The sequence below is a fragment of the Mucilaginibacter sp. genome (assembly GCF_964263795.1).
Lineage (GTDB): Bacteria > Bacteroidota > Bacteroidia > Sphingobacteriales > Sphingobacteriaceae > Mucilaginibacter.
The window spans coordinates 26,879-47,220 of the sequence record NZ_CAXVWK010000093.1 but is presented as its reverse complement, the minus strand read 5'-3'; the positions used below and the strand labels follow the sequence as shown (position 1 = coordinate 47,220).

The window sequence follows — 20,342 nt, the reverse complement described above, 5'->3', positions numbered from 1 at the left end:
TTTTTATGACCTGCTGTAGCTAAATGATGTATTTGACCGTAACACTTAACAAAAGATAATGATCTCAAAAAGGGCGTTTCTTTTTATGCTGGTGTTAATGGTGCCGCTAACGGTTATCCTGACGGAGTGTTATACAGGCGAGGATAAAAAACCGGATGCCCGCGGTCAGATATTTGCGGGATCGGCCACATGCGTTAGCTGCCACAAGAATGTTTATAATTCTTACATCCATACCGCACACTTTGAAACATCGCGCCCGGCAAGCATTGAAACCATACACGGCAGCTTTGAAAAAGGCCATAATGTGTTCAGCTTCGGTAACGGATCAACGGTAGAGATGCAAAAAAAAACTGGTGGATTATACCAGGCCGGTTTTGTTAACGGCAAGCTGACAGAAGCAAAAAGATTTGACATCACTATTGGTGGTGGCAAAGCCGAAACCTATTTATACTGGCAAGGCAACAAGTTATTTGAATTACCGATGTCGTACTTCAGCGCGCTAAAAAGCTGGACCAACAGCCCCGGTTATGATACCGGCAGGATCAACTTTACCCGCCCCATTGTAACCCGCTGTATGGAATGCCACAGCTCTTACATTAACGAGCTGCCGAACCCGAACATCAGCCTTACCAACCGTACGGTTGAGTTTGATAAAGCGTCATTGATTATGGGGATTGATTGCGAACGCTGTCATGGGCCCGGTGCTAACCACGTTAACTTTCATACAGAATACCCGGAGATTAAACAGGCAAAGTATATGACCACCATTAAAGGGTTAACCCGGCAGCAAAAGCTGGATGCTTGCGCTACCTGCCACTCGGGTAATAAGGATGTTTTTAACCGGTCGGCCTTTACCTTTAAAATGGGAGATACGCTGGCTAAATGGAAAGAACATAATTTTGCACCGCAAAATACCAACCCGGCCACACTGGATGTGCATGGCAACCAAAATGACCTGCTGGCATCAAGCAAATGCTTTATCAGCAGCAATATGGATTGCAATAGCTGCCATAATGTACATCAAAAAGAAACAGGCAACCTGGCGCTGTATTCACAGCGCTGTATGAGCTGCCACAAAACGGCCAATCATAACGAATGCAAGCTGATGCCCAAACTGGGTATGGCTTTAAAAAAGAATTGTATTGATTGCCACATGCCCGCTAAACCATCAAACCTGATCCAGGTAGAAGGTAGCGGCAACAAAGTACAGGTACCTTACCTGGTGCGTACGCACCACATTGCGGTATATCCTACAGAGACAAAGAAGATCCTGGCTTTTATAAATAAGCAGGACAGAAGATAACAGGTCATTAGCCGGTCCCTTGAGAAAGGATCAGCGCATGAGATTGACCTGGTTTAGTTGATGCGCTCCGGGATGAGATCCGGAGCGCTTTTTTGTATTAATAAAAAGCATTGTCGCTTGACCCAATTTGGTAGCTCCCGTACACATATTCATTTTCAAAAACACTTATCTCTTGTTGTCGTTGTTTAGATATGGCAACGAAACAGATCAAACTACAAGATAAAACCATAGTAATTACCGGCGCATCAAGTGGCGCGGGGCGGGCGGCAGCGTTTGAATTTGCGCAGCATGGTACCAACCTGGTATTGGCCGCAAGAAATAAAAACGCCCTTGAAGAAGTAGCTGAAGAATGCCGCGACTTAGGTGCGCAGGTACTTACAGTAGTTACGGATGTTACCGATACAAAGGCGATGATCAACTTGGCCAACGAGGCGCAGATCTGGCAAAATAAGATCGATGTATGGGTGAATAATGCGGGCGTTTTAGCAGCCGGCGACTTTGATCATACACCAATGGAAATTCATGAACAAGTGATTCAAACCAACCTGTTAGGCTACATGAACGGCGCACACGCGGTGCTGCCTATCTTTAAAGCGCAACAGGCGGGAATAATCATCAACAATATATCGATCGGAGGCTTTTTACCGGTGCCTTATGGCGCAGGGTACACAGCGAGTAAATTTGGTTTGAGGGGATTTTCTGAAGCGCTTAAAGCTGAACTTGCAGTGTGGCCGCAAATTTTTGTATGCGACCTGTTTCCTGCTTTTTTAGATACCCCGGGCATACAGCATGCGGGCAATTATACCGGCAAATCGTTAAAGCCTGCCCCACCCGTTTATGATCCTAAACGTGTTGCAGAGGCGATGGTCAAGGTAGCTAACGATCCGCAATCAAATACTTACGTGGGTAGCGCATCGTTGCTGCTCAAATTTTCGCATGCCTTGTTCCCCGAGCTGACAACGAAAATAACAGGGATGGTGATGCGCAAGTATTTTAAGATAGCGAAAGACATTGCCCCTACCAGCGGCAATTTATTCAATACTGTAGATTATGGGATGAGCACTAACGGTGGCTGGGGGATTCCAGGGAAACCTAAAGCGCACCGGAAATTCATAGCCGCCGGGCTGGCAGCCGGTTTAGCTGCAGGCTTTATCTTAACAGGATTTAGAAAATAAGCTGGTAAGTTAGATTTTATTGCTGATAACCGGAACGCGCATGGCTACCCAGATAATGAACAGCACTAAAAGCAGCATCGCGATATCCAGTGTATTGTATTCCATTTTTGCAGGTAATGAGTTGTTATAAATGTATACAATCAATGTAAGGGAATTGTTAGGCCAAAATTATGTTTAAGGCCAAAATGGTTTAGATTAGTGATCTTGTAGGCGACATTGAACAAAGGTCTTTGAATTGCCTGTTTATTCTTCGTATCATTACCTATGCGATTATTAGCCCCATGCTTTATTGTTTTAGCCACTATGCTATCCTGCAGTCCGCCTGATAAACCAACTTATGTAATTACGGGCACCGCAGATACTATTGCCAAAACAAACAACATCCCACCACCCGCACCGGATGTTACAGGGCACGTTAGCACCATTGTAACCGGCGCTACAACGCCACAGCAACTTATCGCTTATGCTACAACCCTAACCGGTACGCCTTATAAATACGGGTCTACAGACCCTCAGGCTGGGTTCGATTGTTCGGGCTTTATTACGTACGTTTTCAATCACTTTAAAATAGCCGTACCGCGCACCTCGATGGATTTTACGTATGTGCAGCGCGAGGTAAACGTAAATGATTCTAAACCCGGCGACCTAGTTCTTTTTACCGGGACGGACAGTACCATACGTGTTGTAGGCCACATGGGTATTATAACCTCGAATGCGGGCGGCCAGGTAAAATTCATACACTCCACCTCCGGCCGTGCAAACGGCGTTACCGAAACAGCGTTAGAACCTTATTACCGCGGCCGTTATGTGAAAACGATTCGCATTTTCCCGGGTAACGATAACTAAGTTTACTTAGCGCCTCCAAAACTTTTATCATCTGTAGACGGGCCGTAAATTGAAGGTACATCTATATCATTTAAACGGTTAGCTGCCCGCGGTGGTGTACAATGATTACGTGTTTAAATGGTTTACATAAAATCAAAAAGCCGCTTTAATGAATAACTAAAGCGGCTTGCTATTAAAAATTAATAGCTATCTTATTGCTTTTGGTAACTGCCAAACAGGCTTACCAATTTGTCCGGATAATCGGATATCATGCCGTCTACCTTCAGGTCGCTCATTTTTTGCATAGATACTTCGTCGTTAACCGTCCATGGTAAAACCTTTAGTTTGGCCGCATGCGCCTGCTCAACAAAGTTGCCATCTATCATAGTATAGTAAGGGCTGATAACCTGTGGCGTAAAGCCCAGCTTTTTTATATTATCGGCAAAGCTCTCTTTGTTGCCAATAAGGTACGACAGCACCTGTTTTGGATAAGCTGTATGCAGCACCTGTAACGGCCTCAAATCAAACGATTGGATGGTGACACGTTTGTCAACCTTTTTATTATTCAACACATCCATCACCAGTTTTACAAATGCCTCCGGGGTCGGGTGGGCTATATTATCCCCTGCAGGCGAGCTTTTGATCTCGATATTATAGTAAACCGGTTTTAAATGTTTCAGTTTGATATAGCGCTCTACGCTATCGATCAGTTCGGTTAGCAGCGGCTTGTAGGTTTTTATCTTCTTTTGTGCTGCAAACTGTGGATGCGGTTTAGTGCCCGCGTCATACTTACGGATGCTGTCGTACGGCATTGTGTACAACAGTAAAGCTTTTTCTTCGGCTTTTGTTATTTCGCTGCCGTCCGGTTTCAGCATGAAGTCAGCAGCCATATAGCTATCGTGCGATACGACCACCTTGCCATCTTTACTGATCCCGCAATCCAGTTCAAGTGTTTTCACGCCCAGGTCAATGGCATGCAGCATCGCCGGGATGGTATTCTCGGGCATTAACGCCCTGCCGCCGCGATGGCCCTGCACATCTAATTTTTGCTGCGCAGATGCCGACAGAGCAGTAAGGCAAAGGGCCGCGATCAATATTTTTTTCATTTCTTTTGTTTTAGTTTTTAAAAAGTAAAGGTGCAAATTCAGTAAGGTACCGGCGCCAAACCTGGTAACTGTGTACGCCTTCAGTTTCTTTGTAATCAAATTTAACGTTTTTGGTGTGCAGCCAGTCTACGTACTTCCGTACAGACGGTGTCAGGTAATCATCTTTCCCAATCCCGATCCAAACCAGCTTCAGTTTTTTATTTACCGATTCATCAAGCTGTGGGAAAGCCTTAGTATAATCCGGATCAAGCAATATAACTGCCGGGCTAAAAGAGCCTACATAGTCAAACACATCGGGATGATTGAGGCCGGCATCCAGTGATTGCCCACCGCCCATCGAAAGGCCGCAAACAGCACGGTATTTTTTCGTTTTGCCTACGTTGTAAAGCCTTTCAACCATTGGGATAGCCTCTTTGAATAAATAGGCCATAAATAATTCCTCATTTTTACGATAGGCTGCAGGCGTGCGCTGGCCCGTACCCGGATCAAACATTTCAGGCGCGCCGTAACCCAGGGTATTAATAATGATCATCGGTTTAGCTTTGCCTTCGGCAATAAGGTTATCCAATATAATATTCTCGCGGCCGGCAGTTGTCCAGGCGCTGGTTTCGTCTGTTAAACCATGGAAAAGATACAGCACCGGATACGGTTCCTTGCGTTTGGGGTCGTAACCGGGTGGTGTATAAACGCGCATATCCCTGTCATCGCCTACAATTTTCGATTTAAAAAAATGCTGACTCAACACGCCGTGTGGCACATCTTTCAGTTCCCAGCTTAAATTGGCGGAGCCATGCACCTGAACAAGGCTTTGGGCCAAAGCGCGCTTAAAAAGGGGTTTTATATCAGCGTTGTTAGGATCGGGCAATACGTTGCCATCTACCGAAAAAGTATAGCGATAAATATCGGGTGCAAAGTTTGCCTTAAAGCTCCACACGCCGGCAGTATCCTTAGCCATTGGGCGGGGTTTGCCATCGTCCATTATCAGCATTACTTTTTGGGCATTTGGTGCCAGAAACCGAAAGGTAACTCCACCATCCTTATCAACCTGCGGCGAATGAATGTTTTTTGGCACAGGTGCCTGAACAGACTGTGCCTTAACCCCGGTAAGGGCAAGGCACAGCATGATCGTTATGATTGATCTGATCATATCGTTTTTAATAATTAAAATCCGTAACGTAAACCTAACTGAAACTGGTAAGGGTTGCCACCAGGTACTACAACACCCGCGGTAGGGTTAACATTATAATTGTAAGTGTTAGTAGTTGGGTTAAAGCTCGCGATTGAATAAATACTCTGTGTACCCAGGTTTTTGGTTACACCTTTATTCTTGTTAAGTAAGTTGACTACGTTGAACAGATCGCCGGAAAACTCGATGTACTGTTTTTTGGTAAACGTTCTGATGCGTTTAGCTAAGCGGATATCCACCTGGCCGTAAAAGCCATTGACACCACCGTTACGCTCGGCAACTTTGCCAATACTCTTACGTACATAGTCTTTAAGGCTCTGGCTGGCGGCAGGATTGTCTAAAATTGCCTGGATGCCGTTGCGGATAGCCGCAGGCACACTTGGGTCTGCCGGGTTAAATATGTAAGCCAGGTCATTCGAGGCTACAAAGTCGCCGTTAACGTTACCTGCTACAATCAGCGAATAGCGTGAGCCGCCGATGCCTGAATAACGGAAACCTAAGCTAAAACCGTAAAAAGTTGGCAGAGTACCATAAAATACCACCTTGTTCCTGAACTGGTTATCAGAAGCCGTTACCTGGCTCAGATCACGCGGGTTATCTTTTACCGGTAAGGATAATGTTGCAGTATTGGCTACGTTACCATTGTAAGAGGTGTTGTCTTTAGTATCGTTATAAGTATAGCTAAACGAGATCTCGCCGTCGCGGAAATAGCGGTAAGTACCGTCGAACACGAATGCGTACTGGTTTACTTTACCATCGCTATTTAAGGCTAATACGCGGCCTACATTTTGCGTTTTGCGGCCTTTTGTCCAGTCGGCTGCACCGTTGGTTGTCGGGATGCTGCTTGCAGGCACATATACACCCCTGTTATCCTCATTAGCTAACCTAAAGTATGGCTGATCTACCATGTTGGCATCGGTGTACATATAGTTATTACGCGCTAAGCTTAGGTAAGCACTTAAGCCCAACCTTAACTTATCGGTTATGAAGCGGTTGTAAGAGAAATTACCTTTATAAACAACCGGAATACGCACGTTTTCGCGGTTTAAGTTGATAGTTGATAAACGTGATACACCCGCAACATTAAATAACTCGGCACCCGGAGATGTTGACGGATTTGCACGATAGCCGGGGAAATTTGGCGTTGGCACCAAATTAGGGCCGGTTGCCGCGCGTGTAATATCTACTGCTGCCAGTTTAGTACCATCAAACACCATGTTGTTGATCATGGTATAGTTAAGTATATCCGACCCAAAGATACCGCCGCCTAAACGGATGATATCCTTCTGGCGCTCGCCGATATCCCAGGTAAATTGTACCCTTGGCTGAATTTGGAAAGTATTTAGGGAATGATCTGTTTTTAAACCCAAATCATTAAATACCACCTGGTTAAAGTTTGGCTTATCCAGGTAATTGGTATAATCGGCACGAATACCGGCCATCATATCCAGACCCGGCGCCAGTTTGGTTTGCATCTGGGCGTAAAGGCCTGTGTTGATAAAGTTTTGCCTAACGCTTGGGTCTTCCACCAGTGGGATCTCGCGGGCGTAACGATAAGGCGCCAGGTTGTTAAAGGCATCTATGCCGGTGTAAAAGAACCTGCCGTTTACCTCGCTGCCGTAACGCGAATTCATATGCGTATACATCAAATCGGTACCGAAGGTAAAGTTGATCTTATCGGTATTATAATAAACGTTATTGGTTAATTGCGATACATTGCTGAAGAAATATTCAGGCGCATAGCGCTGGCCGCCTAATTGCAACGATGTAAAAACATTCTTACCATCAATGGTAGATTGTACCCTATCTACAATGGCACGCGGGATGGTAGCATTGCCTGCAGGCAACTGGCTGCCCTGTATACTCTCTACCGAAGCAGATAACTGCTGCACTTTTAACTCGTTGGTTAAACGTGGAGATATAGTGGACCGCAAAGTTGCCAGGGTACTATTGCTTTTGTTACGGCTGGTACCATAGGTTTCGTACAGGGTAATAGCCGTGTTATCACCTATGTTCTGGTTATTTAAATCATAAATGTAGTTGTTACTAACGGTTAACAAATTCTTCTTGTTCAGCTGGAAATCTAAACGGGCATATATAGCCGTTGTGCTTTCTTTTTTATCAAATGATCCGGTTTGCGGGCTGCTCGCCAAGCCATATTTAGCGCGGGCGATATCTAAAAAGCTGTTCAAAGTGGTTTGGGTAATGCTGTAACGTGCCTCATCAGTTGGCCCCTGTATATCGGCAATCTGCAACGGCCTTGCATCGCGCTGATGATCATAAGCTACAAAAAAATGTGCCTTATCCTTAATGATTGGCCCGCCTAATGAGAAACCGTATTGGTAGGTAGAGAAAGGTACATTACGCTTGTTACCGCGCGTATCGTAAGGTGACGACAGTTCATCAGCCCTTACAAATGTAAACGCACTACCCGACAGCGTGTTTGTGCCCGACTTGGTAGCCGTGTTGATGGTACCTCCGCCGCTGCGTCCGTATGTAACATCATACTGGTTGGTTACTACCTTAAATTCGCGTACTGCCTCTATCGAAATAGAGTACGGTGCGCCTGTACCGGCGGTACCGCCGAACGTTGCGTTCTTTGCCGTCATACCATCAATAGTAAAATTGGTTGAGGTTGCAAGCTGTCCGGATATACTCCCGCCCCTGCTCAACGGAGACAGATCGACCAGCGATGTAAAGTTACGGCCGTTTACCGGCAGCTTGCTGATGTTACGGGAGTTTACCGATGTTGATGCACCGAGGTTTGGAATGTTGTTCTGCATGCTGGATGCGTTGATCTCTACCACCTTTAAATCATTAGTGGCGGCAGCCATCTGTACATCAAGCCTAAGAATATCACTTAAGTTAAGCGTGTAACCGCTTCGTTTTTGTGTACCATAACCAATAAATGAGATGGTAATGGTATACGGCCCACCTAAAGGCAGCTGCTTAAATACGTATTCACCTTTAGGGTTGGTGACCGTGTTGGTTGTAAAACCTGTAGATTCGTTGCGTACCTGTACGGTAGCGCCGGGGATAGTTTCCTTTTTGTTGTCGGTAACGGTACCACTGATACCAGCTTGCGATGTTTGGGCAAAGGTTGCCGTTCGGCCAAAGCAAAGCGTTAAAAGCAATGCTATCGACATTAAATTGCGTAGATTTTTTAGCATGGATGAAATTTTTTAGTTCTGCACGAAAGTAGAACCGCCCTGTTAACGCAACCCAAAACACAAATTATCATTTCAATAAGAAAATTCCATTTTAGTGGTCACATCGGCGCTAAATAACGTGTTCAATTAATAATATCTTAATTACAACTTGTGCACGTTAATTTGGCAATTGAGATACTAAAAAGTCGGTTAATTTATTGTGATGGATTGATTGGCCTTACAACAACTTAATTTATATTCGCAGCAATTATTAAACTTAATTATGGCAAAGGCATCTGAAATTAAAGTAGGAAATATTTTACGATACAACGGCGAACTGGTTACCGTAACCGAAGTATTGCACCGCACGCCGGGCAAAGGCGGCGCTTTTTATCTGGACAAATTCCGCAATATAAAAACAGGTAAAATTGTTGAAGCACGTTTAGCTACAGACGAACAGGTAGAGATTTGCCGTGTGGAAACCAGCGACTATCAGTACCTGTATGAAGAAGGCGATACAATGGTGATCATGGATAACACCAGCTACGAGCAGCATAACATCCCCAAAGCACTATTCGGCCCTGCGGTAAGATTTTTGAAAGAAGGCATGAATGTTATTGTATCGTTTGAAAGTGAAGAACCAATAATGGCACAAGCCCCAAACAACGTAGAGCTTGAAGTAACTTATACCGAGCCAGCTGTAAAAGGAGATACTTCATCTGGTGCACTTAAAAACGCCACTACAGAAAATGGCGTAGAAATAAAAGTACCTTTATTTATCAATCAAGGCGATAAAATAAAAGTTGATACGCGCACCGGCGAATACCTGGAACGTGCCAAATAATTAACAATTAAAATAACAACGCCCGGCAGATCTTTGATTTCCCGGGCGTTGTTATTTAAGCGATAAAGCAGCCCTTAAGTGCAAAATTTTTCAAATAAATTTCGGTCATTTTTATAAAATTCTGGATATTGCACTTTTTAACTAACGTTTGAAATATGTTATATTTACTGATAGCAGCAGCTATAATTTTATTTTTAGCACACGTCATCTTATTATTTACGGCGTTCCCCAACGCACAGCTTGCACAAAGACGTTATTTTTATTCGCATTTAACACTTTGGCTTACCGGCGGAATGATCTTTTTGATGGCCTTACTTTACAGCGGTACAGGTAGTTCGTCGTTCTTAGATTATTTTAATACGCCCTTTAAAAAGGCAATGATATTGGTGTTTACCATTTCGTTATCATTAGTAGCGCACTTGCTTGTAAAGTTTGTAGTGTTGCCACTATTAAAAAAGAACCAAGCTTTATCATAAAGGTCAGTTACTGTAGCACAGCAGCTTATGCCGAGTTGCGAAAATTTGAAATGTTTTTTGTAAATCCCGCTTCGATTTTCCATATTTGCAACCTCGAAAATAACTACTATTTTCAGCGCCTATAGCTCAGTTGGTTAGAGTAGAAGACTCATAATCTTTTGGTCCCTGGTTCGAGCCCAGGTGGGCGCACAAAAGCCGGTTTACCCGGATATTAATACCCTCTAAATCGCTGATTTAGAGGGTATTTTGTTTTATTCTGATCCTTTTAAGTGCTTACGAATACACATTATTCCAGATAAGCTATTTTCAATAAGCCACTTTCTTGTTTCAAGGTAACATAGATGGTGGTTGTCTCACGACTGTCTGTGGTGTCAGAATATTTAACCGTATAACGATTTGCCTTTTGTCGATCAGGTTTAACGGACAATGTTTGTAACACTCCCAAATCCATATCCTGCGCTTTGATGATGGGATCGGCATCGGTTTGTTTAACCAGCATCTTAAACTGTTTTAAACAAGCTGTAGTACAATACTTCTTTCTGAGTGTCGCCAGCTTTTGTTCAATTTTTTCCAGGTCAGCATCTTGTGACGACGCAGTAATATAAACTCTGTAAAAACCCCTTAGCATAGTCTCTCCTTTACCTGGAGAAGGTGGTTGTGCTTTTATGACTAATGTAATTAAGCACAACACTATAGTTAATATTTTATTCACGATTCTATTTATTTTCTTTGCAATATCACTATCGGTCAGATAATGCTACAGTTTTGCGCCATTCCCCTAATGGTATAGTTGCATCGTGTATATCATCGTAATAGGCAATGCGGTGGGTCTTTGCGTCAACAGCGAAGGTGTAGTAAGCAACCAAACTTTCTCCGTTGTCTTCAGATACCTTTACCCAATAGTTAGGATCCTTACCGGTAGGAGGAGTTTCAACATAGGTCATCAGTGTTCTTTTTCCGTTACTCAATCTTTTTACCTGGGCTGTCTTGCGCTTTACCTCTTCCAGATTCATGATTAGATTTATAACTTCATCCTCAGGCTTCACAGTTGGTGACTGAGCAGTTACGGCTGGTGTGTGTTGCTTTGTACCCTGCTTCGAATGATCGCATGAAGTCAAAGAGACGAATCCTAAGCAAAATAATAAGCAACATTTTCAAAATGAAAATTCAGGTAATGTGATCATGGTTGTGATTTAAAAGCTTTATTGCCCGTTATCTAAACTAGTAGTATCAAACGACGTATTGTCAAACAAATCAAATCATAAATGTTTTTAAATAGCTACAGCATAAAATGTAAACAAGATTTTATGAGGCAATTCATTATCATGTAACTTACACAAGGTCAATAAAACGGATGCTGAAAAGATGCTGAAAATTGAGCCAGATAAAACTCTTGCCTTTCATGAAACCATAATTATAACAATGGCTCAACACAAAGTCGCCCGTTTCACAATTTTTGACATAAATTGCTTGCTCAATAATTCTGATGGCAAACTTTGAAATATCCTTCACAATCGGCGATAGCATCTATTTAGCAAAAGTAGATCAGGCGGGCAATATTTATACAGTCCAGCCAGAGGATATATATTTGCAACAAACCTATGGAGCAGTGGTGATGCTTGAAGCGAATGGTGATTTTGCATGGCGAAACCCAGGACCCGAATATTATAAATTTGCGCTAGCTATAGCAGTTGCTTTAAAAAAACATTTAGGTATCACTAATGAGATTTGAAACCGCTTTCCAGGTAAGTCTTATTATAAATTATCTGATAACTGAATAATTAAACAATGAAAGCTATTATAAAGCATTCGCTAATTGACCGGCAAACCGGTAATACTACAAAGATAAATAGTGATGGAAATGTATTGATCATTGAAACAAATACCGGCGGTAAAACCCGGTCAGTCAGTAAAACATTTGTAGACGACACCACAGCTGTGCAGCAGTTGGTAAAAAAAGAGTGGGACCTTCTTAAAAAAGGCGCGGTGATGAAAGCTGATACCGCACAACCGGGCGATCCGCTCCTACATGTATATATTGGCGCAGGCTATACCGGTTGCCTCTCGTTCGTATCAACGCCGCATGGTATCTTTGTATACCGCCCCGGAGGCAATGGCAAAGTAATGGGCTTACAGGACGAGTTGGTATGCGTGGATCAAGATGGCGGCACTGCCCAGGTACTTACTTTACCGGGGCTTTTGCCCTGGAAAATTGGATACGACACGCAAAGCGACCAATTGCTGCTTGATCTCGATCACTATATCTTTTCGTATAATTTTGCTACAGCTACATTTAATAAGCTTACGCATTAATTAAAGATGCCCGCAAGCTTTGCAACATTAGCCCCCGGTACATGGGCTTACGCCAGCCACCCCTTTTATTATATCAGCCCTGCACCATATAGTCAACGCTCGGAATTTTCTTTAGAAGCAACCATTATTAAAGGGTCTATACCCCTATGTGCCAGTCTTTCTCCAGATGGACAGTTGTTGGCACTGCATAATGAGGAAGGCAAAGTAACGCTATTGAGTACAGCTGATAACAGGGTGGTGAAGCAATTGGAGGGTGATTTTGGTAGGGTAGAACAACTGATATGGACGAAAGACAGTAGCCAGATAATTCTTCATAAAATATATGGATCGTCGCGGCTGTACTTTTATGAAATAGCAACCGGTAACCAAATTTTATATGAGGGCCTTGTTTTACCGCATTATTCGCAAGATATAACAGATTGCTGCCTTAATGCTAACAATTGCCTACTGGTTTGTACACAACGCACATATGCATTTGTGTTCGATTTTATTACCAAAACATTTCTCTACGAGTTTTCGCTTTATCACTGTGTTAAAACGGCGCAAATCAAATTCATTGATGAACGGACTTTGGGCGTTCGTACTGACTACGGTTGTTTTAGTCTATATTGTTTATGACAATCGAAGATGTATGATTGGTTTTATCTTGCGGCAAGGTAATGATATATTGAGGGATTAAGATGTAAGGTAAATTGATTGTGAACTTTTATTTTTATTTTAAACTATCGAATAATGTTTAGCTATACTTTAAAAATTTGGCTTACTTCGGTAGTTACGACACCGTTAGTCATGCTACTAATGTATTATATAACAGGTCAGGGAGACTTTCAGATCATGAAATTTTATGGTTGGATGTTTTTATATGGCGGAATATTATCCGTGCCTGCAGCACTCATTTTTTGGGGTTTGTCGAAGCTCATGATCACGTCAATAAGTATTAGCTTTAACGCTCTAAAACTGACATGCACAGTTCTGGCAATCTCGGTTATAGTCCTTTCATTCGTTACATTGAACCTTGAAAGTAATTACAATACAGCAATTACGTCTTATTTAACCACGACGATCGGTGGCATTTGGCTTTATAGCCCCAGCTTATTGCCAGCGCGCATCTGAGTATTACAAAAGGCAGCTCCGGTAAGCATGTTATTACGCCCCCTCTATTTATGGGTTTATTTTGGTCGATATAATAGCCGGCTTGTTTTACCTACACCAGGCTCGATAAAAGTCGCCATTGACTTCCGCGTTGCCGCTCTTGTGTTTAAAGATGGTTATATTGAGTTCGACCGATCATAAGCTACAGAATCCTTTCACTTCAAAAGGTATTATCAATTAACTTATAGCGGCTCAGAATCAGAATACTTATACCAATCTAATTGGCCGGTGGAGATCCAGTCTTTGCCGAATTTTGTTGCCTTTTTCAAAGCTGTAAGTTTGGTCGTGATTTTTTTTCCTGTTCCGTCTTCGCTGAGGTAATAAGTAATACCGGTTTTCTTGTTGTCCCAGACCCGATAGGTTTGCCTTACGCTTTTTTCCGGCTTCACTTCGTTGCCGTCTACATCAATTTCGATAGTACCTTTTGGCAAATGAGTCATTTTAAAAACCAAAGTACCCACTTTACCCAGCAGTCCAATTAATTGATCAGTCTGCTTTTGGTCATAAAGCGTCAACTCGTAACAGATCAGATTTTTTTGATCTTCTGCATAATGAAACAAAGCATAATTTTTGCGCTGACCATAAGTGCCCGAAAGATCTGTGCCAGCAAACCGGAGCGCTTTCGGGTCGCTGGTTTTGAAAACCTCATATTTCAACATGGTAACGTCCATAGAGTCTTTGAGTTCGCGCCTTATTCCCTGGGAATGAATCATTTCCGGTAAATTTTCTTTTAGCAATAGTTTCGCAAGATCAAATGGACCTGTAAAAGTGTAAACTACTTTAGTCGAATCTTTTTTTTGCGCATTCCCCTTGGAGCTTTGCCCGCAGGCCGTAATCATTAACAAGCTTAAGCTAATCAATATGTTTTTTAATGTAACCATTATGAGTGGGTTTAAATAAGTTTAAGATGTTTTGATCGGAAAGGTCAATTTTTCGGAGCATACCCAGATCATGCCGGGTAAACGTGGTTGATATATCCGACTCTCGGTTTTTGCCGGTTTCTAATACATGCTCCTTCCATTCTATTAAAGCGCTATTGTTACGGTACTTGATGCTTCGTTCGGTTACTTGCCTGTCTTCAATATTTAGATAACAATTTATGGAAGCCGGAACCGATGCTCCTCCATAATTGATCTTTTTACTAAATCGTACAAGCTTACCGTCGGCGGCACTCACAGCAATCAACTTGTTTTTTTTATTGTAAAGGTAAGTGCACGTCCAGTTGTCCGAGATCTCGGCCTGGCTGCGCCGGGTTACTATAGTTGCGTATTTAATGTGTTTCTTAACTTCCGGGGTAAATTCCAATAAGGGCAGGGCATCTGCTATAGGGTAATCACCAATTGCATCACTCAGTAAGCCAAGTAAGGCCATAATGGTATGTTTAGATTCGATCTCTTGTTTAAAAGTTTTGTAGTAGTCTGGAACTAGGATATACTTGTCATGCTGATTAACTAACACAACGTACTCCTTATCTCTGAAATCAATTCGCAAACTGTCCGCGGTTAACTCGCCCGAACGCGTGATACGCGCATATAAGTAAAGCCCATTTTTTACGGCATTAATGCGGTAAGTAATACCTGCAGAGACTCTACCGTCCTTTACAATATAAACAGAGAGCAAATTTCCGCTAATAGTTCTGCAATACAGCAACTTTGTTGTATCGGGCGATAATCCGTCGGTAGTAACTTTGGTTATTACGATGCCATAATAATTATCGGTAGTTTGGGCCAGGCTTTCGCTGATCAGGCAGATTAAAAGTAACAAGCTGAAGCAGGTTCTTACCATGGTTGCCAATAATAACCATCTTTACACCTATTGGTTTTGATAAGTGCTTCAAACAAATAGCCGTGCGGAAACTTATAGGTTCATGAAGTATCTGGTCCTGCTCTTCCTGTTTCCCTTTTATGTCCAGACCCAGGAGCCAGATACCACCCAGCTTTATTTATCTTTTAGCAATCAACTTACCACACATCCGAGTGAAATAACGTGTGTATTCGATCCTAAATTATCAAAAAGCTATGTACGCACTTATCACTGTTATAATAAACAGAATCAACTGATCAAACAACTTAACAGGAAGCCACGCTTATATGGAGAAACCTATTCTGCTATAACTAAGCGGTATTTTAAAAATATGCCCAACAGCACAACAGATACCTACCTGATTGGTGACATGAAAAACGGTAAGCCTTTTAACGGATTTTTTATTTATCCCCGCACTAATATCTGGCTGATCTTTGATTTTTACCTGAACGGAAAAAGACTATTTCAGGTTTATAATGACTTGCTTACCGCCAGCATGGTTGAAGATACCGAGACCAGCTTCACGGCCATTAGCAACAAAAATATTTTTGTAAATGACCGCCTAAAAAGCGGTATCGAAGTTACGCCTGTGCGGGTAAAAAAAGGGATTGTTGACATTGCGAGAAACGTAAACAATTTCCGGACAACTGGTTTTATACTGACACTGTTTGATAACCGTAGCCCGGAGTATATTGAAATACGCCCCATTGCTCATGGTTATGAATTGATATCTACGGATAAGAATACTATTGAGGTAACCTACCATGCTTCCGGTAAAAAACTTGTTTTTCGTGACTTGGAAGGTCGGGTGTTGACTAAATCTAAACGTTTCAACAGCGATCATTACAGCATTACGCTCGAAAAACTGGCATACACTTTAAAATACAGGTTAGTGGATGCCGAATCTTTAGAAAGATTTGTAAAGGAACAATGGTAGTTAATAATTATCAGAAAAATATTTTATTCCACCTACGTATATGCCTTATAATGGCTTACAAGCGTCGAAAATAAAACTATCTGCATCGCCGTAAAGGACAGTGCTGGCAGAACTGTAAGAGCGCTAACGCTTAAGTTCACCGTTTTTTAAGTTTGCCTTGACATAATCTTTAATCGCTTTAATGATCGGCTAGGGCAATTTTACTTTCGCAAATACATCTAAAGATCGTTCTGAACCGGCACCTATCTCTCCGTAAGTATTACTGCCGGTAGCCCACATCGTTTTATCATTCTTTATCATTAATGAATGGTAGTCTGCCGCTGCGATAGCTGTTACATTATCCGCTACTTTAATAAAGTTTTTCTGGTCAGGTCCGGTAATTCCAAAGGTTTGGTTATTATATCCCGATGCCCATAAGGTGCCGTCTGCTTTAACAGCCATCGAAAAGAACCGACCGCCCGCTATTGCCGAAACACCGTCCATGACCCTTACAAAACGATTTTGATTAACACTATTACCAATACCCAACTCACCAAACTCATTGTGCCCCGTTGACCACAAGCTGTTATCGGTTTTTATAACCAGGGAATGGTAACTGCAGGCCTTGATGGCTTTAACACCATCCATTACCTTCATAAATCCTCTTTGATCCGTGTTACTACCTATACCGAGTTGCCCATCTACATTCTGTCCGCAAGCCCATAAGCTTCCATCTGTTTTTAGCATCAGCAAATGCGCTTGTCCGGCAGATATCGCCTTAACATTATCGGCGATCTTTTGATAAGTATCGCTTACATCTGCCAGGGAGAGAGATTGGAAAATTTGATAATGGTTAAAGCCGCTTGCCCATAACGAATGATCTGATTTAATAATAAACCCATTTTCTGAGCCTGATTCAATTTGTTCCGCCCCATCAGCAACTTTTACAAAGGTTCCATTTGATACGGCATTGCCGATACCCAATTCTCCGAAGCCATTACTGCCGGCTGTCCATACAGAATTATCGCTTTTAATGATCATGGAGCGTGAGTCGCTTACTGACACGGCTTTCACCTGATCGACCACGCGGACAAAACTGGTATTCTTATTTTTATTACCGAGCCCTGAAACTGCGCCCCTATTGTCGCCCGTAACCCAAAGCACGTTCTTATTATCGATTGCCATCGTATTCAACTCGGAGGTAGAAACTTGCAAAAATGTGGCATCTGCTGCAGGCTGAGGTTCGGTTCCGGGATTGCTTATGTTACCCGGGCGTTCCTTTTTACACGAAGATGAAATCAGTAAAGAAAGTAAAGTAATCAATATTGAAAGATTGAATACCACCTGTGGACGCCTGGCGCACAAAAGATGTTTGTTATCTGTTTTAGACATCGACTCTTGTAACCACATTAAATAGGCATTTGTTTGTCCGCTGAATAGTATTAAGTAGATCTATCCTGGTATTACCTCACCTACTATATAAAGCTATTACTTCTGAAACCTTGGTTAAACAATTACGTTTATTGTTTATGCCTTATAACCGATCAACTTATATAGCAGGTGAGAGTGAGCCGAGTGTCCACCTAAAATGCGGCAACATACGTACTGCTTTTTTAGTTTTTTGTATGATCTTCTGGATGTTCAGCCTTGTCTTTCTCTGCCAGATCGCAGCTCATAACGGTTACCCAAAGCTTGCAGAACGTGCACGCGCTATTAACGATTACTTTGGCAACAATTCTGCAGCTTTCATGGCTGCCCCGGTAATTCTTTTAGCTACATTAATGTATTTTGTTTGGGGCCGCAAAACACTTACCTGGTTCAACGGCTTGAGGATCGACGATGAGCCCGTTGAGGTGCTGCATTTTCAATTCAAGAGGATGTTAAATAATGTTCCGCTTATGTACCTGCAATGTGTTGGAAGGCAGTACGTCATATACCCGGCAACTTCACAAGATGGCCGGAAATTTCCAAATATTGATATGATGAAAAAGGATATGGCCTTGAATGAAATTCAGGTAGGTTTACTAAAGGCCGAGCTGGAGGCGTCCGGGGCCACAGAAAAAAGATTTTGGTTTTTTACTAAGGATGTAATCTTCTCTTTTTTGCTATTCGTTCTTATTACAGCTATAGCGTTTTTAGCCGGTTAACTTTTATTAAATAGCGAATCGAATTCGCTTAATAAAGCATTAAGCCGGTCGTACCGCTCTTCCTCCAAATTTCTGTAAGCGTAAGTAGCCACCGATGACGATTCCGGGAATACCCCTTTCGTGCTGATGATCTTTTTGACATTCGGGATAAACACAAATTGCAGCCAGGTAGTGAAGGGCATTGTGTTACTGCCAAAAGCGCCCATATCCACAAACACTGCCGGATCAGGCGGTACTGGCCGCCATTCGCCTAATTTGATCAATTCGTTTTCGATACTTAAGGTCTTAGCTTCAACACTTTTATAAAGTTCATTATTTTGCATGTCTGAAATCATTTTATTTAAATCTTTATCTTCTTCTTTTTTCGTCCAGTTCCTGAAGCCGGTCTTCATAAAAACGTTAAGGGTCGCATAAATCAGCAGGGGCACCATGAGCCAAAACCATCTGTTATAGCTTTGCCCTCTGACGGTTGACCCGATGGACAGCACTTTCTTACCATTAATCGTTAATCCGTAGATCTTTGTGCTGGAAGCTTCTTGCGGCCAGGATATGTTACGCTGCATCCGGTATTCCGTTGGCTTTTGCAAATTCGGTTTATCCGCCGCCATTATCCTGAATGCTGCTATATCACCTATCTTGAAATCATTCGCATTAAATTGCCAGTTCTCAAACACGCTTGCGTCTTCCAGTAAAAAGTTGCGTCGGTAACCTGCTATTTGAATATGATAGTAGCTACTTGCCCCGCTGTATTTACCACTCGCGTAACCGCCCTTACTACCTGTTTTAATATCTGTAATTTTGCCACTGATTGGTTTTCTTTGCAATTGGCCGCGAATGCTCATATTACTCCAAACAAATAGTATAATGATTGCAAGCAATGCACCCGCACTTTGAGCATACATGCGGCGAAACGACAAGGGAAAGAATAAGAAAACGATCTTATCTTTTAAGTTAAACTTCGATTCAGCCATTCGTTTTGCTATTGATGAGGGCAACAACTTCCTGCCTGTCGGCAGAAGTGAACGGTGCCGTACGGATTTGCCGGTTACTGCCATCCTTTAATTGGATAACAACAGCATCACCCCAAAGTTTATCACTAATGTTTTCTGCAAAGCTGATGTCGCGATAAGGAATAAACATCAACTTAGCTTTTAAATAAAACAAGGTGAACAAGGGCCGGTATTTCGATGGTACTTCTTCGCCCCAGGGTAGGTAATACACGCCTTTTTCGTCCAACTTTAGTCTTGGGATACGTCCTGAATTATATAGGTAAATAAACCCACTTATCAGAACGACTGAAAAAATCAATCCTAAAATAATTTGAGGAAAGCCCGTAAACATGCTTATAAAAAAGGAAAGGCCAGCTTCAAGCGAGTGATCAATCAAGGCGATAAAATATACGGGCGATAGCCCCATAAGCATTAAAACTACGCCAATTACGATAGACCTTGTTCGTGGCAAAAAATATTCTTTAGTCATGTGTAATTTAATTGAACCATAATTGATCATCGAGGTTGTTTGTTAGCCGCCCTGTAATGGCTAATAAGCTCCATGATTTCCTCTGGCCGTTTTTCCAGGCCACCAAGGTGAAGTTTGCGGTTCCTGCCCCTCGTTTCAAACCAAAGAAACCACGCAGGCTTGATAGACCCAAGCGGCATAATCTTCTCGTTAACTATATCGTCCCATCCGTAAAACTCGCCGTCGTTCGCTGTTATCCCCCGGCTGCTGATTATAAGCTGCGGTTGATTAATAATGAGCATATCCCAATATTCTACATATGCCGATACGCTGCCAATTGCGATACAAACCAACGCCATTACGTATTTAATCATACTCCCACCTTCAATAAGTGATACTATGCCACTGATAAAAACACCGACCATAGCAATAAACCATACTATTTTCCAATTAGAAAATTTGATGATAACTTCGTCTGGTAAAGGCATA

21 protein-coding genes and 1 tRNA gene are annotated in these 20,342 nt (G+C 42.4%); 11 read left to right on the top strand and 11 right to left on the bottom strand.

Annotated elements, in window-relative coordinates; genetic code table 11:
* Positions 1 to 58: 58 nt before the first annotated feature.
* The 3 genes from ACE5CV_RS15350 to ACE5CV_RS15340 all read left to right on the top strand — a co-directional run bounded on the left by ACE5CV_RS15350 (position 59) and on the right by ACE5CV_RS15340 (position 3,324).
* Positions 59 to 1,303, top strand: a complete 1,245-nt coding sequence (locus ACE5CV_RS15350) for a cytochrome c3 family protein (RefSeq protein WP_374951072.1) — start codon at positions 59 to 61, stop codon at positions 1,301 to 1,303.
* A 191-nt stretch (positions 1,304 to 1,494) separates the two neighbouring features.
* Positions 1,495 to 2,478, top strand: a complete 984-nt coding sequence (locus tag ACE5CV_RS15345; RefSeq protein WP_374951071.1) for an SDR family oxidoreductase — start codon at positions 1,495 to 1,497, stop codon at positions 2,476 to 2,478.
* Positions 2,479 to 2,742: 264 nt separating this feature from the next.
* Positions 2,743 to 3,324 carry a C40 family peptidase gene (locus ACE5CV_RS15340; RefSeq protein ID WP_374951070.1) on the top strand — a complete coding sequence of 194 codons (582 nt, stop codon included), beginning with the start codon at positions 2,743 to 2,745 and terminating at the stop codon, positions 3,322 to 3,324.
* Positions 3,325 to 3,515: 191 nt separating this feature from the next.
* On the opposite strand, the gene ACE5CV_RS15335 is transcribed toward ACE5CV_RS15340, so the two are convergent.
* The 3 genes from ACE5CV_RS15335 to ACE5CV_RS15325 are packed head-to-tail and all read right to left on the bottom strand — an operon-like array spanning position 3,516 to position 8,765.
* Positions 3,516 to 4,409 (bottom strand): glycerophosphodiester phosphodiesterase family protein, encoded by an 894-nt coding sequence (locus ACE5CV_RS15335; RefSeq protein ID WP_374951069.1) that lies wholly within the window; start codon positions 4,407 to 4,409, stop codon positions 3,516 to 3,518.
* A 10-nt stretch (positions 4,410 to 4,419) separates the two neighbouring features.
* On the bottom strand, positions 4,420 to 5,556 hold the full coding sequence (locus tag ACE5CV_RS15330; RefSeq protein ID WP_374951068.1) for an alpha/beta hydrolase-fold protein: 1,137 nt from the start codon (positions 5,554 to 5,556) through the stop codon (positions 4,420 to 4,422).
* Between the two features lie 14 nt (positions 5,557 to 5,570).
* Positions 5,571 to 8,765 (bottom strand): carboxypeptidase regulatory-like domain-containing protein, encoded by a 3,195-nt coding sequence (locus ACE5CV_RS15325; RefSeq protein ID WP_374951067.1) that lies wholly within the window; start codon positions 8,763 to 8,765, stop codon positions 5,571 to 5,573.
* Positions 8,766 to 9,027: 262 nt separating this feature from the next.
* Between ACE5CV_RS15325 and efp the strand changes: the two genes are divergently transcribed.
* From efp to ACE5CV_RS15310, 3 genes are all read left to right on the top strand, one after another.
* Positions 9,028 to 9,588, top strand: a complete 561-nt coding sequence (efp, locus tag ACE5CV_RS15320; RefSeq protein WP_374951066.1) for an elongation factor P — start codon at positions 9,028 to 9,030, stop codon at positions 9,586 to 9,588.
* A gap of 155 nt (positions 9,589 to 9,743) precedes the next feature.
* Positions 9,744 to 10,064: a hypothetical protein gene (locus ACE5CV_RS15315; RefSeq protein ID WP_374951065.1), complete on the top strand. Its 321-nt coding sequence runs from the start codon at positions 9,744 to 9,746 to the stop codon at positions 10,062 to 10,064.
* A gap of 115 nt (positions 10,065 to 10,179) precedes the next feature.
* Positions 10,180 to 10,253 (top strand) — tRNA-Ile (locus ACE5CV_RS15310).
* Between the two features lie 97 nt (positions 10,254 to 10,350).
* Here ACE5CV_RS15310 and ACE5CV_RS15305 read toward each other — a convergent pair.
* Positions 10,351 to 10,776 (bottom strand): hypothetical protein, encoded by a 426-nt coding sequence (locus ACE5CV_RS15305; protein WP_374951064.1) that lies wholly within the window; start codon positions 10,774 to 10,776, stop codon positions 10,351 to 10,353.
* A 28-nt stretch (positions 10,777 to 10,804) separates the two neighbouring features.
* Entirely contained in the window at positions 10,805 to 11,077 is a 273-nt protein-coding gene (locus ACE5CV_RS15300) for a hypothetical protein (protein ID WP_374951063.1), read from the bottom strand.
* 473 nt (positions 11,078 to 11,550) lie between these two features.
* Between ACE5CV_RS15300 and ACE5CV_RS15295 the strand changes: the two genes are divergently transcribed.
* The 3 genes from ACE5CV_RS15295 to ACE5CV_RS15285 are packed head-to-tail and all read left to right on the top strand — an operon-like array spanning position 11,551 to position 12,995.
* Positions 11,551 to 11,796: a hypothetical protein gene (locus ACE5CV_RS15295; protein ID WP_374951062.1), complete on the top strand. Its 246-nt coding sequence runs from the start codon at positions 11,551 to 11,553 to the stop codon at positions 11,794 to 11,796.
* 56 nt (positions 11,797 to 11,852) lie between these two features.
* Positions 11,853 to 12,377, top strand: a complete 525-nt coding sequence (locus ACE5CV_RS15290; RefSeq protein ID WP_374951061.1) for a hypothetical protein — start codon at positions 11,853 to 11,855, stop codon at positions 12,375 to 12,377.
* 6 nt (positions 12,378 to 12,383) lie between these two features.
* Positions 12,384 to 12,995, top strand: coding sequence for a hypothetical protein (locus ACE5CV_RS15285; protein ID WP_374951060.1), 612 nt, complete (start codon positions 12,384 to 12,386; stop codon positions 12,993 to 12,995).
* A 716-nt stretch (positions 12,996 to 13,711) separates the two neighbouring features.
* Here ACE5CV_RS15285 and ACE5CV_RS15280 read toward each other — a convergent pair.
* Both ACE5CV_RS15280 and ACE5CV_RS15275 read right to left on the bottom strand, forming a co-directional pair.
* A complete protein-coding gene (locus ACE5CV_RS15280; protein WP_374951059.1) occupies positions 13,712 to 14,410 on the bottom strand; it encodes a hypothetical protein in 699 nt (232 codons plus the stop codon).
* Entirely contained in the window at positions 14,382 to 15,314 is a 933-nt protein-coding gene (locus ACE5CV_RS15275) for a hypothetical protein (RefSeq protein WP_374951058.1), read from the bottom strand. The genes ACE5CV_RS15280 and ACE5CV_RS15275 overlap by 29 nt, the downstream gene beginning before the upstream one ends.
* Positions 15,315 to 15,663: 349 nt before the next feature.
* On the opposite strand from ACE5CV_RS15275, the gene ACE5CV_RS15270 reads away from it, so the two are divergent.
* Complete coding sequence (locus tag ACE5CV_RS15270) at positions 15,664 to 16,269, top strand: hypothetical protein (protein WP_374951057.1); 606 nt, start codon at positions 15,664 to 15,666, stop codon at positions 16,267 to 16,269.
* 189 nt (positions 16,270 to 16,458) lie between these two features.
* Here ACE5CV_RS15270 and ACE5CV_RS15265 read toward each other — a convergent pair whose 3' ends face one another.
* Positions 16,459 to 17,433, bottom strand: coding sequence for an RCC1 domain-containing protein (locus ACE5CV_RS15265; RefSeq protein ID WP_374951056.1), 975 nt, complete (start codon positions 17,431 to 17,433; stop codon positions 16,459 to 16,461).
* A 440-nt stretch (positions 17,434 to 17,873) separates the two neighbouring features.
* Here ACE5CV_RS15265 and ACE5CV_RS15260 point away from each other — a divergent pair, with 440 nt between their 5' ends.
* Entirely contained in the window at positions 17,874 to 18,395 is a 522-nt protein-coding gene (locus ACE5CV_RS15260) for a hypothetical protein (RefSeq protein ID WP_374951055.1), read from the top strand.
* Here the strand turns inward: ACE5CV_RS15260 and ACE5CV_RS15255 are convergent.
* Genes ACE5CV_RS15255 through ACE5CV_RS15245 form a run of 3 tightly spaced genes read right to left on the bottom strand, consistent with a single transcriptional unit; the run spans position 18,392 to position 20,341 of the window.
* Complete coding sequence (locus ACE5CV_RS15255) at positions 18,392 to 19,366, bottom strand: YqcC family protein (RefSeq protein ID WP_374951054.1); 975 nt, start codon at positions 19,364 to 19,366, stop codon at positions 18,392 to 18,394. The genes ACE5CV_RS15260 and ACE5CV_RS15255 overlap by 4 nt on opposite strands.
* Positions 19,359 to 19,874 carry a hypothetical protein gene (locus ACE5CV_RS15250; RefSeq protein ID WP_374951053.1) on the bottom strand — a complete coding sequence of 172 codons (516 nt, stop codon included), beginning with the start codon at positions 19,872 to 19,874 and terminating at the stop codon, positions 19,359 to 19,361. Before ACE5CV_RS15250 ends, ACE5CV_RS15255 begins: the two co-directional genes overlap by 8 nt.
* Before the next feature lie 26 nt (positions 19,875 to 19,900).
* Entirely contained in the window at positions 19,901 to 20,341 is a 441-nt protein-coding gene (locus tag ACE5CV_RS15245) for a hypothetical protein (protein ID WP_374951052.1), read from the bottom strand.
* Between the last annotated feature and the right edge of the window lies 1 nt (position 20,342).

Excerpts from the sequence above, each read along its gene's own strand:
- ACE5CV_RS15350 (WP_374951072.1), top strand. The coding sequence starts at position 59 with ATGATCTCAAAAAGGGCGTTTCTTTTTATGCTGGTGTTAATGGTGCCG.
- ACE5CV_RS15345 (WP_374951071.1), top strand. The coding sequence starts at position 1,495 with ATGGCAACGAAACAGATCAAACTACAAGATAAAACCATAGTAATTACC.
- ACE5CV_RS15340 (WP_374951070.1), top strand. The coding sequence starts at position 2,743 with ATGCGATTATTAGCCCCATGCTTTATTGTTTTAGCCACTATGCTATCC.
- ACE5CV_RS15335 (WP_374951069.1), bottom strand. The coding sequence starts at position 4,409 with ATGAAAAAAATATTGATCGCGGCCCTTTGCCTTACTGCTCTGTCGGCA.
- ACE5CV_RS15330 (WP_374951068.1), bottom strand. The coding sequence starts at position 5,556 with ATGATCAGATCAATCATAACGATCATGCTGTGCCTTGCCCTTACCGGG.
- ACE5CV_RS15325 (WP_374951067.1), bottom strand. The coding sequence starts at position 8,765 with ATGCTAAAAAATCTACGCAATTTAATGTCGATAGCATTGCTTTTAACG.
- efp (WP_374951066.1), top strand. The coding sequence starts at position 9,028 with ATGGCAAAGGCATCTGAAATTAAAGTAGGAAATATTTTACGATACAAC.
- ACE5CV_RS15315 (WP_374951065.1), top strand. The coding sequence starts at position 9,744 with ATGTTATATTTACTGATAGCAGCAGCTATAATTTTATTTTTAGCACAC.
- ACE5CV_RS15300 (WP_374951063.1), bottom strand. The coding sequence starts at position 11,077 with ATGAATCTGGAAGAGGTAAAGCGCAAGACAGCCCAGGTAAAAAGATTG.
- ACE5CV_RS15295 (WP_374951062.1), top strand. The coding sequence starts at position 11,551 with ATGGCAAACTTTGAAATATCCTTCACAATCGGCGATAGCATCTATTTA.
- ACE5CV_RS15290 (WP_374951061.1), top strand. The coding sequence starts at position 11,853 with ATGAAAGCTATTATAAAGCATTCGCTAATTGACCGGCAAACCGGTAAT.
- ACE5CV_RS15285 (WP_374951060.1), top strand. The coding sequence starts at position 12,384 with ATGCCCGCAAGCTTTGCAACATTAGCCCCCGGTACATGGGCTTACGCC.
- ACE5CV_RS15280 (WP_374951059.1), bottom strand. The coding sequence starts at position 14,410 with ATGGTTACATTAAAAAACATATTGATTAGCTTAAGCTTGTTAATGATT.
- ACE5CV_RS15275 (WP_374951058.1), bottom strand. The coding sequence starts at position 15,314 with ATGGTAAGAACCTGCTTCAGCTTGTTACTTTTAATCTGCCTGATCAGC.
- ACE5CV_RS15270 (WP_374951057.1), top strand. The coding sequence starts at position 15,664 with ATGCCCAACAGCACAACAGATACCTACCTGATTGGTGACATGAAAAAC.
- ACE5CV_RS15265 (WP_374951056.1), bottom strand. The coding sequence starts at position 17,433 with ATGGCAATCGATAATAAGAACGTGCTTTGGGTTACGGGCGACAATAGG.
- ACE5CV_RS15260 (WP_374951055.1), top strand. The coding sequence starts at position 17,874 with ATGATCTTCTGGATGTTCAGCCTTGTCTTTCTCTGCCAGATCGCAGCT.
- ACE5CV_RS15255 (WP_374951054.1), bottom strand. The coding sequence starts at position 19,366 with ATGGCTGAATCGAAGTTTAACTTAAAAGATAAGATCGTTTTCTTATTC.
- ACE5CV_RS15250 (WP_374951053.1), bottom strand. The coding sequence starts at position 19,874 with ATGACTAAAGAATATTTTTTGCCACGAACAAGGTCTATCGTAATTGGC.
- ACE5CV_RS15245 (WP_374951052.1), bottom strand. The coding sequence starts at position 20,341 with ATGCCTTTACCAGACGAAGTTATCATCAAATTTTCTAATTGGAAAATA.